Consider the following 16,253-nt stretch of genomic DNA (forward strand, 5'->3'; position numbering starts at 1 on the left):
AGGAGAACATCATGAGGCATCTTTTAGGGACATTCGCCGTCGCGATCGCAGCGGCGATGGGCACCGGTGCTGCGCAGGCACAGAGCACGGTCTACATCCCCGACGTCATCGAGCTCTCCGGCCCCGGCGCGGTCTCCGGCACCAACTGGCGCGACGGCGTCGCGCTCGCGATCGACGAGATCAACAATGCGGGCGGCATTCTCGGCCGCACGATCCAGACCGAGCATTTGGACACCCAGAGCAATCCCGGCATCTCGCGCGCGCAGGTGCAGAAGGTCCTCGACAAGGACCCTTACGTCGTGCTCGGGCCGATCTATTCCGGCTCGGTCAAGGTCAACATGGCGCTGACGCAACAAGCCGAGATCCCGCAGATCGTCGGTGCCGAGGCCGCCGACATCACCACGCAGGGTAACCCCTGGGTGTTCCGCACCGCCTTCGGTCAGCAATTTTCGATGCCGAAGATCGCCAACTATCTGCACGACAAGCTCAAGGTGAAGTCGGTGGCGCTTGTCTGGGTCAACAATGACTTCGGCAAGGGCGGCCGCGACAACTTTTTGAAGGAGATGAAGGCGCGCAATATCGAGGTCGCGGCCGATATCTCGACCGAGCAGGGCCAGGTCGATTTCGGCTCCGACGTCATCAAGCTGAAGGGCGCCAAGGCGGATGCCGTGTTCGTCTACACCAACGAGGAGGAGAGCGCGCGCTTCCTGATCGAGGCCAGGCGGCAGGGTCTGTCGACGCCGCTGTTCGGCGAGACCACGCTGCTGAGCCAGAAGGTGGTCGAGCTCGCCGGTCCCGCCGCCAACGGCGTGCGCGGCCATGTCGGCCTGTCCGCCGACGCGCCGGTGCCGGCGATCGAGGAGTTCACCAAGAGATTCACCGAGCGCTTCAAATACCGGCCCGACCACAACGGCATCAAGGGCTACACCGCTGTCTATCTCGTCAAATACGTCACCGAGAAGATCGGCAAGTTCGACAGCAAGGCCTTTGGCGCTGCAATGAAGGGCCTGACGCTGACGCCCGACAAGGCGCCGGGCATGCTGATGGAGGCAAGCTGGGACCAGAACGGCGACATCGACCGCGCCAGCTTCCTCGCCGAGATCGTCGACGGCAAGCAGAAGATCGTGGAGACCCTGCCGAAGCTGAAGGGCGGGAAGGAGTGAGCCGCGCCCCGCACCTCGCGTGAATTCAGCGTGAAAGACCACCAAGCCACGTCTTGCCAGGGAGTCCATCCCGCGCGATAATGACCCGCATATTGAAGCCTGAAGTTGAGCTACGCCGGTTAGCCGGCGATTGATTTCGTCAGAACCATCTGTTTTCCGGAGCGGTCATGCGCCAGCTGAAGGTGGACGGAAAGCCGCATGATGTGAATGTCGAGGGCGACATGCCGCTGTTGTGGTGGCTGCGCGACGAGCTCGGCAAAACCGGCCCGAAATATGGCTGCGGCATTGCGACGTGCGGCGCCTGCACGGTGCATGTCGGTGGCCGACCGGTGCGGTCGTGCTCGCTCAGGATCGGCGACGTCAAGGACGACGCCGAGATCACCACGATCGCCGGGCTGGACACGCAGGCCTTTCATGCGGTGCAGGCGGCGTGGATCGAGCATCAGGTGGCGCAATGCGGCTATTGCCAGCCCGGGCAGATCATGGCCGCGGCCGCCCTGCTGCAGGCCAGGCTGGTCGAAGGCAATCCGCCGCTCGCCGAAAAGGATTTCGACGTGACGGTCGATCACGTGATGTCGGCCAATCTGTGCCGCTGCGGCACCTACACGCGCATCCGCGCGGCGATCAGGACCGCTGCCGCCCGGCTGCAAGGACAAAAGTCGTGAAGCGCGCGCGCGGTACGATCTCGCGGCGCCTTGCGCTACTCGGAGCGGCCAGCGTGGCGGGCGGCCTCGTGTTCGGCTTCTACTATACCGAGCCGTTCCGCGTGAACCGGCGCCTCACGAACGGCCTCAAAAAGGGCGAGCACATGCTGACGCCCTATGTGCGGATCGACCAGAGCGGCGTCACCCTCATAACGCCGCGCGCCGATCTCGGCCAAGGCGCCTATTCGGTGCAGGCGGCGCTGCTTGCCGAGGAGCTGGACATCGCCTGGAACGACATCAAGGTCGATCCGGGCGCGCCGAGCTCGGCCTATGCCAATACCACGGTGGTCCGGGAGGGCGTGCCGTTCTCGGTGCTCGGTCATTTCAATTCCGTTGCGGAGATCATTGGCCAGGGTGCCGGCAAGATTCTGGGTCTCGAACTGACGGGTGGCTCATCGACCGTCGCCGACGCTTGTCAGAAGCTGCGTGTGGCCGGCGCGACCGCGCGCGAGGTGCTGCTGCTTGCGGCTGAGAAGCAGACTGGCGTTGCGAGAGCCAAGCTCGCGACGCGGGACGGCACGGTGATCCTGCCGGACGGAAGCGCGCTCAGCTACGCGTCTCTCGCCGAGACGGCGGCGACGATCGAGGTGCCGTCCGGCATCGTGCCGAAGGATCCGAAGGATTGGCGCTATCTCGGCAAGCCGATGCAGCGGATCGACATGATGGCCAAGTGCACGGGCACCGCGACCTTCGGTATCGACATCCGCCTGCCCGGCATGGTCTACGCCACGGTCTGCACCAATCCGCGCCTCGGCGGCGTCCTGCGCAGCTATGACGATTCGAAGGCTCTGAAGGCGAGGGGTGTGCTGAAGATCGTGCCGGTCAAGGGCGGCGTCGGCGTCATCGCCGACAACACCTGGCGCGCGTTCGAGGCTGCGAGGCAGATCGAATGCCGTTGGGGCAACGCGCCCTATCCGGCCAGCAGCGCGGCGATGTTCGACGCGGTGCGGGCGTCCTTCGTCCCGGAGCGCCGCCTGATCATCTCCAGGAACGACGGCAACGTCGATGCTGCTTTCGCCGCCGTCAAGCCGATCGAGGCCGAATACCGCGTGCCCTATCTCGCCCACGCCCCGCTCGAGCCGATGAATGCCGTGGTCCAGCTCAGGGGCGGTCGCCTCGACATCTGGACGGGGACGCAGATTCCGGCGTTCCTGGTCAAGACCGCGCGGGAGATGACCGGGCTGCCGGAAGACGACATTCACGTTCACGCGCAGCTCTGCGGCGGCAGCTTCGGCCGCCGCCTCGAGGACGATTATGTGCGCCAGAGCATTGAGCTCGCGATGGCCTATCAGGGGCCGCCAATCAAGATGACATGGACGCGCGAGGAGGACATGACCCACGACCTCCCGCGGCCGCTCGCCGTCGCGCGCATGCGCGGGACGGTGAAGAATCGCCAGGTCGAGGCCTATGATCTCGCCATCGCCGCGCCGTCCGTGAACGCCTCGCAATTCAGCCGGCTGAACCTGCCGTTTCCTTTGCCCGATGCGGCGATCGTGGCGGGCGCCTGGGATCAGCCGTTCGCGATCCCGAATTACCGTGTGAGAGGCTATCGCGTGCCTGAGCTGGTGCCGGTCAGCTCCTGGCGCTCGGTCGGTGCGTCCGGCAACGCCTTCATGCACGAGTGCTTCCTCGACGAGCTGATCCATGCCGCGGGCGCTGATCCGCTGGAGGAGCGGCTGCGGCTGTGCGCGAACAATCCTGTGTACGCGCCATCGCACAAGGTGCTCAAGGCCGTCGGCGAGATGTCGAACTGGGGCAGCAATCCCGGCGCCAACCGCGCCCGCGGGCTCGCCTTCACGCTGTCCTTCGGCGTGCCGGTTGCCGAAGTGGTCGAGGTCGAGAAGGTTGGCGATGCCATCGCGATCAGGCGCGTCTTCGTCGCCGCCGAGGTCGGCAAGGTGCTCGACCCCGACAATCTGACGAACCAGGTCGAGGGCGCCGTGATCTGGGCGCTCGGCCACGCCATGAATGCCGAGCTGACCTATGAGGACGGCCAGGCGATGCAAACGAACTACCACCAATATGAAGGCATGCGCCTCTATCAGGCGCCGCAGATCGAGGTCAAGCCGCTGGAAAACACCGGCCTCGAACACATCCGCGGCATCGGCGAGCCGGCCGTTCCGCCGGCCGCGCCCGCGCTTGCCAACGCCATCTTCGCCGCGACCAATAACCGGGCGTACGAGCTGCCGCTGATCAGGCATCCGAAGATCAGGTTCGTCTGAGGGGAGGGGCCGATGATCCGCTACGCGCTCGCCATCCTGCTGGTTGCGGGTCCCGCGCAGGCGCTGGCCGAGGAGTCCGCGCCTGGCCTCGCGCTTTGGGGCAAGATCCACGAGGTGTTCTCGCACCCGCGCTGCGCCAATTGTCACGTCGGACCCGATCGGGTGCCGATGTGGTCCGGGCCTGAATACGGAGCCGCGCCGCGGCCGCACGGCATGCACATCAGTGCCGAAGGCGGCGACGACGGCATCAACTATCTCGCCTGCACGACGTGCCACTCGAAGCAAAACTCGCTGACGCCGCACGGTCCGCCGGGGGCCACGAGCCCAAAGGGCGAGGCGGAGTGGCAGCTCGCGCCGGTCAAGATGCAGTGGTTCGGCAAGTCGAGTGCCGAGATCTGCAAGCAATTCAAGGACCCCGAGAGCAACGGCGATCGCAAGACGATCGCCGATCTCGTTCATCACGTCACGACGGAGCCTCTGGTACGTTGGGCATGGACGGTGGAGCCGGTGCGAAGGCCGCCTTATTCGGCGGAGCAGCTCGGCAAGCTCATTGAGGAGTGGGGCAGCGCCGGCACGCCTTGTCCGTAGGGCGAGTTGCGCCTATAGCGGGTTGAGAGTTTCACCGCGCATGGTGCGCGGATGACATCGGCTCACCCGCTTTTCCAAGACAGCTTCACCCCATGAAAACCACGCTGCTGACCTCCGAAGACTATACCCGCTCGCCCTGGAAGAACGGCGGCGGCATCTTCACCGACATCGCGGGGGCGCACCGCACCGACGCGCCGGTGAAGGATTGGAGCAGCCTGCTGTGGCGCTTCGCCTCGACGCCGATCGTGGCGCCCGGTCCCTTCTCCTACATGCCCGGCATCGACCGCTTGCAGATGGTGGTCGCCGGACGCGGCCTGGTGCTGAAAGCACCGGGGCAGGAGTTCGACGAGCGTGAACCCTTCACGACCGTGCGCTTCGCCGGTGAGCTCGAGATCGTCACCGCGCTCGAGGCGGGGCCCGTCGAAGTCGTCAATCTGATGGCGCGGCGCGGTGCGGCGGAGATCGCGCTTGTGGCGCTCAGGGAACCCGGCGAACGCGAGCTTGCCGCCGGCACGCATCTGGTTTACGCGGTTTCCGGCGATTGCGGCATTCGTCTCAATAGCGAGGATTTCGTCATCCCTGGGGGCTGCACGCTGAAGGTCGAGCTGACCAGGGCGGCCAGGCTGGCCTTCGTGTCGGGACTTGCGGTGCTGGCGTCGATCCAGCTCGTCGGCTGAACGGCCAGCGCCCCGGCCGCTGCGTACAATCTACGCAACTGGCCAGGTTGACGCCGCGTCGCCGGAGCACGATATCTGCCCTGATGCAGGATCGCCGCGAAGGGCAGGATATGAGCGCGCCAGACACAAAACCCTCCGCCACGTTGTCCGACGGCGTCGTCGACTGGCTGATCAACGGCACGCGCGACCAGCGCTTTATCGACAACATCTTCGCCGAGATGTGCATCCGCCTGCAGCAGGCGGGCATTCCGCTCAAGCGGGCGACGATGCACGTCCGGATACAGCATCCGCAATGGCTCGGCGCCGGCTTCCTGTGGTCGGACGGCATGCGTGAGGCGACGATCACGCGGGTGGACTTCGACGTCGTCGAGCGATCCGAGTTCATCGGTAGCCCCATCAATGAAATGATCGACGGCGCGACCGAGCTACGCGAAAGGCTCGAGGGCGATCCGTCGCTCGGCCGCAAGCATGCGATCTATGACGAGATGCGCGCGAAGGGCCTGACCGATTATGTCGTCTGGCCGCTCCATCACACCCTTGGCAAGCGACATTTCGTCACCTTCGCGACCGACCGGCCCGGCGGTTTCGACGACGCGCATGTCGCGGCCTTGAAGAATGTGTTGCCGGTGCTGGCGCTGGTCAGCGAGATCCGCATCAAGAACCGCCTGGCGCGAACGCTGCTCGAGACCTATGTCGGCTCCCATGCCGGCGAGCTGATCCTCGCCGGTGCCACCAGGCGCGGCACCGGCACCACGGTGCGCGCCGCGATCATGATCTGCGACTTGCGGGATTTCACCAAGATCTCCGACAATTGGCCGCGCGACGACGTCATCGACCTCCTCAACGATTATTTCGACGCGATGTCCGAGCCGATCGCCAAGCACGGCGGCGAGATCCTGAAATTTATCGGCGACGGCCTGCTCGCGATCTTCCCGCTCAGCCAGCCTGGTGCCTGCGCCAACCTGCTGCATGCCGTCAACGAAGCCCGCGACGCCATGGCCGCGCTGAACGCGCGCAACAACGGCACCGGCCGCGCGCCGCTGAACTACGGTATCGGCGTCCATGTCGGCGATGTCATGTACGGCAATATCGGATCAATGAGCCGGCTCGACTTCACCGTGATCGGCCCCGCCGTCAACATGGCCTCGCGCCTGGAAGCGCTGACCAAGCAGATCGGGCGAAGCGTGCTGCTCTCGCGCGACTTCGCCGAGCTGGTCCAGCCGAAATTCGAGCTGGAGCGCGTCGGCAAATACGAGGTGCGCGGCTTCAGCGATCCGATCGAGCTGTTCGCGTTTCCCGGCTGACACGCGCGAGGTCGGGCCGGTCCTCGTTCACTTATCTTCATGTTCGGTCAGGGCCGGCTTGAATGCCTGCGCCCGCGATCAGGCCTGCCTTGTCGCGGCATTTTCCGAGATCGAACGAAAATCCGGACGCCGGGCGTTTTCTGCTCTGCCGGTTGCGCAAACGCACGCTTGCACGGCTCGCCCTTCATCAGCGAGGCGGCACGTCGTGCGGATGGGCAAATGGAGAGGCCCGGTTGAAAGAGATTGCCGCGCAGGACTCCTAAGGTGGTTTCGTTGGCGACATCCGGCGTGACAACAGAGGAGGCTTCAATGCCAACCTGCTCCGAAACCCTTCACAGTCGAACCGGGCGATGCGCAGTCTGCGACGGCAAATTCGGCCTCGTCCGGTACTACGCGTGGCACAGGCCTCTTTGCTCGAAGAGGTGCGTCGAACGTTTCGCGGCGCGCCGTCAGGATGATCGAAACTGGGTGGGCCGTTTCCCGATCGCCTTCGGCAGGCCTGCAGAAAACCCTATGAGGATCCCATGACGCTCCAGATGTCACGACGAGGCAAGGAATATATGGAAACGGCGCAGAGCCTGCTCCGCGCGGCCCGCAGCATGACTGACGATGCGGTTGCGGCACGGCTGAAGATGCTGGCCGAGGATTATCAGCGCCGCGCCGAAAAGGCTTCGACCGCCGATGCAGCGCGGCCGGTGACGCGCTCGGCCGCCAGAAGCGGGTACGACTGGTCGAAGGAGCTCGCGTGAGATGATCCGGATCATTGCCGTGCTCTGTCGTCTTGCCTCTCCGGCGGACTGCCATGAACAGATCGTCACGACCTCGGACTTCGCCGATGTGACGATGCAGTCCTGCCTGATGGGCGCGCCGCAGCTCGCCGAATGGATGGCGCAGCACCCGGCCGAACGTCTGGCCGCCTGGCGCTGCACGATCGGCGGGCGAGGCGACGGCAAGGGAGCCTAGGCTGCGGAGACCCGAGCAGCGTGCCGGCAAGCACCGTTGCCAACGCGGCAATGTCCGATTACGTTTTGGCCCAGGTCAGCCAGACGTTCCTGCGATCGGCCGCATGGTCATGCCAAAATTCCTTCGCATCGGTCTCCATCAGTCGAACGTCTCCGGGTACACGTCGAAGGCGTGGTGTGTCAGGCGCGTCGGCTCGATGATCTTCCTGAAATGGGGCGCGGTGGAGGTGGACGGCGCTGGCAAGGGGCGCAAGGTCTACTGGAGCCGTACGCCGCAGGAGAAGACGGTCCGTTGCGGCAGCGCAGAGCGCGCCCAGGATTACGCGAAATCCGCGATCGCGCGGCGCCGCAGCCATCGCTATGAGCCGCTCAGCGGGTCCATCACGAACCGTCCCCGATCGGCCGCGTCCAGCCCCGAGCTCAAGCAGGCGCTCGCCACCATCCTGATCGTCGACATCGTCGGCTCAACCGCGAAAGCAGCAAAGCTCGGCGATGCCCGCTGGACCAAGGTGATGGGCCACTATTACGCCGCGGTGCGCAAGGAGCTGAAGAGCTCGCGCGGCAAGGAGGTGACGACGACCGGAGACGGCGTGCTCGCGACCTTCAAGGCGCCGGCCGCCGGCATCAATTGCGCGACCGCGATCCAGAGGGCCGTGCGCACGCTGGGCCTCGAGATCAGGGTGGGGCTGCATGCCGGCGAGTACACCATTAGCGGCGGCGAGATGGTCGGTCTCGCCTTCCACATCGGCACGCGCGTCGCGGCCAAGGCGCGCGCCGGCGAAGTCCTGGTGTCGAGCGCGGTCAAGGACCTGATGAAGACGCCGTCCACGATCCGCTTCAGGGATCATGGCAGCCATCAGCTCAAGGGCGTGCCGGAGCGGTGGCGGCTGTACCGGGTGGAGGGCTGAGGGCTGCGCGTGCAGCTAAAGCGCGATGAGATTTGGATGAATCGTCATCGCGCTTTAGGTTGTTGTTTACGCATGATCCTTCCGGAAAACCGCTTCGCACTTTTCCGGATCATGCTTTAGCCCTTCGTCGTTCGCTACGTCGCGGCTGCGCCACGCGGACGCCAGGTGCTCCAGTTCGCGCCGAACGCTGTCCACGACGCTGGCCCAGTCGTCTCGTTTCGGCTGCCGGAACAGCCGCATCGAGCGGTACCACGGGCTGTCGTCGCGGTGGAGCAGCCAGCGCCAGTCCGGGTTGAAAGGCAGCATGGTCCAGACCGGCGCGCCAAGCGCGCCGGCGAGGTGAGCGACGCTGGTGTCCACCGTAATCACCAGATCGAGACAGCCGATCAGCGCCGCTGTGTCGCAAAAATCCGTGAGATGATCCGTGAGGTCGACGATATCAGGACGTTCGTCGAGGAAGGCTTTGTCCCGATCCCGGGGGCCCTTCTGCAAGCTGACGATCTGAACATCGCAATCGAGGAGGGGAGCAAGCGTCTCGAGTGCGATCGATCGGTCGTGATCGTTCTTGTGCGCCGGATTGCCCGACCAGACGAGACCGACGCGGAAGCGATTGCGCCCGCCAAGCCGGTCTTCCCACGCTTTCACGCGCGCCAGGGGGGGCGCAGGAAGGTACGGCTCCGGGCTCGGGATCGTATCAAGCCGTGTCTTGAGCGCCAATGGCAGGGTTCCAAGGGGACAGTGGAGGTCGAACGGCAGCGACGCCGCGGACGGTCGGCCGACACACATTGCGACGCCGGAGACCTCGGCCAGCAGCTGCTGGATCGGAGGCTGGACCTCCAGGATGACCCGTGCTCCGAGCGCGGCCACCATGGGGACATAGCGCGCAAACTGGATGGCGTCGCCGAATCCCTCGTCGGCATGAAGCAATATGGTCTTGCCTTCGATCGGTTGGTCGCCAAGCCAAACAGGTTGGGAAAAACCACGATTGAGCAAACCGACAGGAAGTTTCCAGCGCGCTTCGCGTCCAAGCCAGCCTTGCTCGAAGTCCCCCGTCAGCAACTGTAGTGTCGCAAGATTGTAGGTCGCCACCGCATTGCCCGGGTCGACCGTCAGCGATCTGCCAAAGGTCGCGAAAGCTTCATCCAGCAATTGCAGATTCAGCAATACCAATGCCCTGTTGGAAAGGGCTCCGGAAAAAGCCGGTTGAAGCTCGAGCGCCTGATCGAAACACGCCAAGGCCTGGTCCATTCGGCCGAGCTTCACATGAAGCACGCCAAATTTGTTGTGCGTGTCCGCCAGGCTGGCGTCGAGCGCAATGGACGTTTCGTAGGCGGCCTCCGCTTCCTCGAACCGCTTCATCTCCTGGAGGCAATCGCCGCGAATTTGATGCAGGAGTGCGAAATTCGGGTCCGGCTTCCCGGCTACATCAAGGCATTCGAGCGCTTCCGCATACCGTCCGAGACTGAACAACAGGCGTCCGCAGCTGTTCGCCGCTTCCAGATATTGCGGATACAGCTGTAATGCCCGCTGGAAGTGCAGCACAGCCTCGTCCGTGCGCCCGTGTTGCCGGTGCATATGGCCGAGGTAGTTCGCGACGACTGCATCCAGCGGTTTGGCGATCGGGGCCTTGCTCTGGAGTTGCCGTGCTTCCGACCGCCATTCGGAAACCCGCCCATCGAGCTCGCGCCGAACGCAGTCCACGACGCTGGCCCAGTCATCCCGCTTCGGCTGTCGGAACAGCCGCATCGACCGGTACCACGGGCTGTCGTCGCGATGGAGCAACCAGCGCCAGTCCGGGTTGAAGGGCAGCATGGTCCAGACCGGCGCGCCCAGCGCGCCGGCGAGGTGAGCGACGCTGGTGTCGACTGCGATCACTAGGTCGAGACAGCCGATCAGCGCCGCGGTTTCGCTGAAATCCGTGAGATGATCCGTCAGGTCAAAGATATCACCGCGTTCGGCGAGGAAGGCCCGGTCCTGATCCCGGACGCCTTTTTGCAGCGAGACGAACTGGACGTCGCAGTCGAGCAGGGGCGCGAGCGTGTTGAACGCGATCGATCGATTGTGATCGTTGTTGTGATCCGGATTGCCCGACCAGACGAGGCCGACGCGGAGGCGATCGCGGGCGCCAAGCCGGTCTTCCCACGCCCTCACCCGCGCCGCCGGCGGGGCAGGAAGGTAAGCGTCCGCGAACGGAACCGTGTCGAGCCGCGTTGCGAGCGCCAGCGGCAGGCTTCCAAGCGGACAGTGCAGGTCGAACGCGGTCGAAGCCGCGGCCGATCGGCCGATACATGCTGCGACACCGCTGATGCCTTGCAGAAGCGGCTGGATCGGCGGCGGCACCTCCAGGATGACCTGAGCCCCGAGTGCGGCCACCATCGGCGCATAGCGCGCGAACTGGATCGAATCGCCGAATCCCTCGTCGGCATGCAGCAGGATGGTCTTGCCTGCGATCGGCGTGTCACCAAGCCAGAGCGGTGCGGAAAAGCCGCGATCGACGAGGCCGAGCGAGGCTTTCCAGCGCGCCTCGCGTCCCAACAGGCCCCGCTCGAAATCTCCGGTCAGCATCTGGAGCAGCGCGAGATGCCAGATCGTGTGCGCATTGACCGGATCGGCCGAAAGCGCCGCGCCGAGGGCCGCGAAAGCTTCGTCCAGCAATTGCATGCTCCACAGCGCCCGCGCCTTTTCGGTCAGCGCTGCGGGGAAATTCGGACGAAGCGCGATTGCGCGATCGATGCAGGCAAAGGCCTGCTCCATTCGGCCCAGCCGCGAATGAAGAGTGCCGAGGTTCTTGTGCGTCTCCGCCTCGAGGGGGGCGAGCGCAATCGACCGCTCGAAATCGGCCTGCGCCTCCGCGAACCGGCCCAGCCGCTGCAGGCAAAGCCCGCGCGTCTGATACAGCGGCGCGATGCCAGGATTGTGCCGCTCGAACAGGTCGAAGCATTCCAGCGCTTCGGCGTAGCGGCCGAGATGAAACAGCGATTGGCCTTGCTTCAAGGCCTCGAAATGCTGCGGCAAGGCTCGTGGTGCGACCGTTTTTAACTGTTGCTTGGCCGCAGCCCGGCGCTCTTGGCGATTCATGTGGTGACCAGAAGGAACCAGGTAAAAATTGCTGACCGCGCTATGTGTGCGGAATCCACCGAGTACGGCCGTAGCGTCCCGTTGCGGCAGTTTCTGGCGCGAAGCTGGTGTGAAGCTGATGCGGGTCGAACGCTCCGTGATCGCCAGCTGCCCTGTCCGGAGCAGAGGTCACGAGCGGCCCGACTGAATTCTTGGTCACGTTCGATGCGGGGCCGTCGAATCCGCCCTTCCGGCTCGTATTTGCGACGATTGCACGCGCCTCAGTCAAATAGAAAACGACTTCGTGAGTTGGGAATAAGCACCGGGCTACGCACGTCTAAAGCATGATCCGGAAAAGTGCGCAGCGGTTTTCCGAAAAGATCATGCGCAAACAACAACCTAAAGCGCGATGAAGATTCATCCCAATCTCATCGCGCTTTAGGGCAAAGGCTGGCCGCCACCTGGAATGCGCCGCCCCCGGACGAACGCGCGCCGGTAACACTGTGTCCGGTCGGACACAGAAAAAGTGAATTGGTGGCGGAGCTGGCGGCACACCTTGCGGGCGTCATGCGCCCCCTGCAATCTCCAGTGATCTGCCGGCAAGGCCTCCAATATTCAGCCGATACGGCGGCAAAAAAGTTGGTGGGGGCATGTCGAAACAGATTCCGGCGCATGGCGCGCCGCGCGTCCTTTCATCGCCGATTGATCTTGATGCGCCGAAGCGGCGTGGCTCGTTGCTCGCGAGCACGGCCTTTGCAGGCGTGTTCGTTGCAGCGATCGCCGGCTATCCGGGGAGCGCGCTGGCGCAATCCTGCTCGACCAGCGGCTCCAGCCCGGTCATCGTGCTGTGCGACGCGCCCGGCAGCACGATCACGACCGCGAATACGACCAACAGCACCAGCCCGAACGCCGCGACCAACGACCGGGTGCAATCGTTCAATGCCGATACGATCGGCACCGTCACCGCCAACACCACCGTCAACGGGTTCGGTCTTCAGCTTGCTCCGACCGGCTCCGGCCGGACCATCACGATGACCAACAACGGCGTCGTGACGACGAACCAGGCGGCCGTCTCCGCAATCGGCCTTGTCGGCAACGGCGGGGCCGTCAGCTATTCGGGTGGCGGCAGCGTCATCAACACGGCCGCTGGCACGGCCCTCAGTGCCTCGAATACGGGCAGCGGCTCCGTGCTTGTCACGAGCGACGGCAGCGTGACCACCGGCGCCGGGGGCATCGGCATTGACGCTGCGACCAGCGGCACCGGCGGTGTGACCGTCACCGGCAGCGGCAACGTGACGTCGGGCCTCGGCATCAGTGCAGGAGCAACCGGTGGCGGCGACGTGACGGTGACCGGAAGCGGCAACATCACGGCGGGCGGCCAGGGCATTCACGCGACCGCATCCGGCGGCAACGGCAACATCGTGATCGCACGTGACGGCGTCATCTCCTCCGGCGGGATTGCCATCGTGACGTCGGTCGTCGGTGCGGGTACGTCGACCGTGACCACCTCCAGGGACGTGACGTCGAGCGCTGGCGAAGGCGTATTGGCCATCACGCAAGCCGGAACCAATACGGTGACCGTCACCAGCGGCACGGTTCGCTCGAACTTTCCCGGCTCGAACGCCATCAGTGTGGGGTCGAGCAGCGGCGACATCAACGTCACGATCGGATCGGGCGCGACCTTGCGCACATGGAACAGTGGCGGCGGTGTCGGCATTGGAGCATTTTCCTCGACGGGCAATGTCACGATCGCGAACAGCGGCACGATCATCGGTAACGTGGTTGGTGTCAGCACGCTCACGGCCGGCGTCTCGACGGTCATCAATGCCGGCAGCATCACGGGCCTCACCGGCACCGCGGTGCGCTTCGGTTCCGGCAGCAACAACCTTCTCGTGATGGACGGGCCGAACGCAAAGCTCGTCGGCCTCGCGATCGGCCATGGCACGGACACCTTCCGTTTCGCGGGCAGCGGGAGCAACAGTTTCGACGTCAGCCAGATCTCGACCGGTTGGGCGCTGCTCGACAAGACGGGGTCGTCGAGCTGGACGCTCACGGGCGCCGCGACCTATGCCGGACCGGTGACGGTGAACGGCGGCACGCTGGCGGTGAACGGCGATCTCTCCTCAGTCAGCAGCCTCGCGGTGAATGCAGGCGGCACGCTCGGTGGCAACGGCATTCTCGGTGCCGTCGCCATCAATGGCGGCACGCTGGCGCCGGGCAATTCGATCGGCACGCTGACCACGGCGAGCCTGACCATGACGGCGGCCTCGACCTATCTGGTGCAAGTCTCCGGCGCGACCTCCGACAAGACCATCGTCACGGGCGTCGCCAGCATCAATGGCAAGGTGGTGGTGGATCCGCTGACGCGGGTGTCGGCGACGACGACCTACACGATCATGAGCGCGGGCTCGGTGAGCGGCAGCTTCACCGGCGCCGAATTCCTCACCGCCAACAGCTTTGCCCGTAACGCGCGGCTGAGCTATGTCGGCAGCGACGTGCTGCTGACGCTTGATGCCGGCACGCTCTCGCCCTCGCTGCCGGGCAATGCCAACATCAATCAGAGGAGCGTCGCGGCCGGAATCGACGGTGCGCTGCTCGGCGGCGCTGCGATGTCGGCTAGCTTCAATGCCCTGTTCGCGCTGTCGGGCACCCCTCTGCTCAATGCGCTGACGCAGGTCTCGGGCGAGACGGCGACCGGCACGCAGCAGACCACGTTCAACGCCATGAACATGTTCATGGGCGTGCTGACCGATCCGTTCGTCGCCGGTCGCGGCGATCCGCGTTCGCCCAGTGGCGCTGCGGGTTATGCGGCTGAGGACAGCGACGCGCTCGCTTATGCCGCCGGCCGCAAGCGCACCGGCGCCGAGCGTGACGCCTACGCCGCGATCTATCGTAAAGCTCCGGTGCAGGCCTTCGAGCAGCGCTGGAATGTGTGGGCTGCTGGCTTCGGCGGCTCGCAAACCACCGATGCCAACGCAACGCTCGGCGCCAACGCCGCTACCAGCCGCATTGCGGGTGCGACCGCGGGCGCCGATTACTGGTTCTCGCCGAACACCGTGGCTGGCTTCGCGCTCGCCGGCGGTGGCACAAGCTTCTCGGTGGCGAATGGCGGCACCGGCCGCTCCGACCTGTTCCAGGCCGGCGCCTTCGTGCGCCACAATGCAGGCGCCGCCTATGTCGCGGGCGCACTTGCCTATGGCTGGCAGGACATCACCACCGATCGCAATGTCACCATTGCAGGCCTCGATCATCTCCAGGCGCGTTTCAACGCGAATGCGTATTCCGGCCGCTGGAAGGTGGCTATCGCTTCGTTACGCCCGCGATCGGCGGCATCGGCTTCACGCCCTATGCGGCCGCGCAGTTCACCACGTTCGATCTGCCGGCCTATACGGAGCAGGCGATCACCGGCAACAACGCGTTTGCTCTGACTTACGGCGCCAGGAGCGTCACCGACACCCGGAGCGAGCTCGGCCTGCGCACCGACCAATCCTTCGCCATGGCCGACGGCATCACCACGCTGCGCGGCCGCCTCGCCTGGGCCCATGATTTCAATCCCGACCGCGCGATCGGCGCGACCTTCCAGGCGCTGCCCGGTTCGAGCTTCGTCGTCAACGGCGCGGCGCAAGCCGCCGACTCCGTGCTCGTGACGGCGTCCGTCGAAAAGACATGGCTGAACGGCTGGGCCGCTGCTGCAACGTTCGAAGGAGAATTCTCGAACGTTACGCGCAGCTTTGCCGGCAAGGGCGTGGTGCGCTACGCGTGGTAAGAGCGGCGGCCGTTTCGTCTGTCTACAGCCGGCGCGAGAGATAGCGGACCGTCTTGCTTCCGTCGTGAATGCTCGCGCTTCCGACCTCGGTAAATCCGAGGGCGGCATGGAAAGCGTCTGACGCCGGGTTCGGAGGATGCTGGTTGACCTCGCAGACGATGCGATCGTGTCCGGCCTCGGCCGCGCGATCGAACAGGTCGGCGTAAAGCCGGCGCGCGCATCCCATGCCGCGCGCGGATGCTGCGACCACGATCCGGTCGACGTAGACAAAGCGCGCGTAGCGGGATCGAAACCACAGGAAGTTCGGACTGTCGTATTGCCCGTCTTGATCGAGTGCGATCAGGAAAGCATCGAGGTCGCCGATCCTGCAGGCGTAGAACGCTTGCGCGACGAGGTCTTGCAGCCGCTCGCGCTCAAGCCACGACAATTCCTCTGCATGGTTGTTGTTGAGAGACAGCATCGTCTCGGCCAGCGCTTCGCCGGATGACAACTCGGATATCGCAATCGGGATGGGCATGTGCTGGTCCATGACCACCGTCTAGCAGCAGCACCTCACAAATGAAAACGGGCATGCCTTCGTCTGAAGGCATGCCCGCAAAACTCTTTTCGTGCGACGCGCGCGCTCAGTGCACGCTGACGGCTTGCAGCTCGTTGCTCCAGGCGTTAGCGATCGCGGCTTCGCGGCTGTCGGTCAGCATGATCGGCGTGCCGTCGGCGGCGTGGAGGGCGAACAGCTTGAGGCCCGGCGCAATCTTCGGCGCCTCGGGAAACAGGCCCGGAACATCCTCGGAGCGGATCTGCTTCACATAGGCGATATGGCCTTCGCCAAGGGTTGCCAGCGTCTCCGGGGAGACATTCTTGGCTTCGTATTCGAACGCAACGTGACCTTCACTCATGGTCTC

Annotated in this window: 12 protein-coding genes and 1 pseudogene; 10 read left to right on the forward strand and 3 right to left on the reverse strand. The window is 64.9% G+C overall.

Annotation, left to right across the window (positions count from 1 at the left end; genetic code table 11):
• Nucleotides 1–11: 11 nt before the first annotated feature.
• The 9 genes from FOM02_RS24395 to FOM02_RS24435 all read left to right on the forward strand — a co-directional run bounded on the left by FOM02_RS24395 (nt 12) and on the right by FOM02_RS24435 (nt 8,528).
• The gene (locus FOM02_RS24395) at nt 12–1,163 is read left to right on the forward strand and encodes an ABC transporter substrate-binding protein (RefSeq protein WP_027562608.1); all 1,152 of its coding nucleotides are present in this window, start codon (nt 12–14) and stop codon (nt 1,161–1,163) included.
• Between the two features lie 167 nt (nt 1,164–1,330).
• Nucleotides 1,331–1,828 (forward strand): (2Fe-2S)-binding protein, encoded by a 498-nt coding sequence (locus FOM02_RS24400; RefSeq protein ID WP_027562609.1) that lies wholly within the window; start codon nt 1,331–1,333, stop codon nt 1,826–1,828.
• Nucleotides 1,825–4,089 (forward strand): xanthine dehydrogenase family protein molybdopterin-binding subunit, encoded by a 2,265-nt coding sequence (locus FOM02_RS24405; protein ID WP_027562610.1) that lies wholly within the window; start codon nt 1,825–1,827, stop codon nt 4,087–4,089. Before FOM02_RS24400 ends, FOM02_RS24405 begins: the two co-directional genes overlap by 4 nt.
• A 12-nt stretch (nt 4,090–4,101) precedes the next feature.
• A complete protein-coding gene (locus tag FOM02_RS24410) occupies nt 4,102–4,677 on the forward strand; it encodes a hypothetical protein (RefSeq protein ID WP_027562611.1) in 576 nt (191 codons plus the stop codon).
• 92 nt (nt 4,678–4,769) lie between these two features.
• Nucleotides 4,770–5,354, forward strand: a complete 585-nt coding sequence (locus FOM02_RS24415) for a HutD family protein (RefSeq protein WP_027562612.1) — start codon at nt 4,770–4,772, stop codon at nt 5,352–5,354.
• A gap of 110 nt (nt 5,355–5,464) precedes the next feature.
• Nucleotides 5,465–6,658, forward strand: a complete 1,194-nt coding sequence (locus FOM02_RS24420; protein ID WP_027562613.1) for an adenylate/guanylate cyclase domain-containing protein — start codon at nt 5,465–5,467, stop codon at nt 6,656–6,658.
• Nucleotides 6,659–7,182: 524 nt separating this feature from the next.
• Nucleotides 7,183–7,407, forward strand: coding sequence for a hypothetical protein (locus FOM02_RS24425; RefSeq protein WP_051378372.1), 225 nt, complete (start codon nt 7,183–7,185; stop codon nt 7,405–7,407).
• Between the two features lies 1 nt (nt 7,408).
• Complete coding sequence (locus FOM02_RS24430; RefSeq protein ID WP_027562614.1) at nt 7,409–7,621, forward strand: hypothetical protein; 213 nt, start codon at nt 7,409–7,411, stop codon at nt 7,619–7,621.
• 109 nt (nt 7,622–7,730) lie between these two features.
• A complete protein-coding gene (locus FOM02_RS24435) occupies nt 7,731–8,528 on the forward strand; it encodes an adenylate/guanylate cyclase domain-containing protein (protein WP_027562615.1) in 798 nt (265 codons plus the stop codon).
• 66 nt (nt 8,529–8,594) lie between these two features.
• Here FOM02_RS24435 and FOM02_RS24440 read toward each other — a convergent pair whose 3' ends face one another.
• Nucleotides 8,595–11,606, reverse strand: a complete 3,012-nt coding sequence (locus tag FOM02_RS24440) for a tetratricopeptide repeat protein (protein WP_084334729.1) — start codon at nt 11,604–11,606, stop codon at nt 8,595–8,597.
• Nucleotides 11,607–13,480: 1,874 nt separating this feature from the next.
• Between FOM02_RS24440 and FOM02_RS24445 the strand changes: the two are divergent.
• Nucleotides 13,481–15,351, forward strand: a pseudogene (locus FOM02_RS24445) (autotransporter domain-containing protein).
• A gap of 22 nt (nt 15,352–15,373) precedes the next feature.
• On the opposite strand, the gene FOM02_RS24450 reads toward FOM02_RS24445, so the two are convergent.
• Together FOM02_RS24450 and FOM02_RS24455 are read right to left on the reverse strand one after the other, a co-directional pair.
• Nucleotides 15,374–15,868 carry a GNAT family N-acetyltransferase gene (locus tag FOM02_RS24450; protein ID WP_027561591.1) on the reverse strand — a complete coding sequence of 165 codons (495 nt, stop codon included), beginning with the start codon at nt 15,866–15,868 and terminating at the stop codon, nt 15,374–15,376.
• Nucleotides 15,869–15,974: 106 nt separating this feature from the next.
• Nucleotides 15,975–16,247, reverse strand: a complete 273-nt coding sequence (locus FOM02_RS24455; protein ID WP_007598581.1) for a DUF1150 family protein — start codon at nt 16,245–16,247, stop codon at nt 15,975–15,977.
• Nucleotides 16,248–16,253: the final 6 nt, after the last annotated feature.

The organism is Bradyrhizobium sp. SEMIA (assembly GCF_014844175.1).
GTDB classification, from domain to species: Bacteria; Pseudomonadota; Alphaproteobacteria; order Rhizobiales; family Xanthobacteraceae; genus Bradyrhizobium; species Bradyrhizobium arachidis.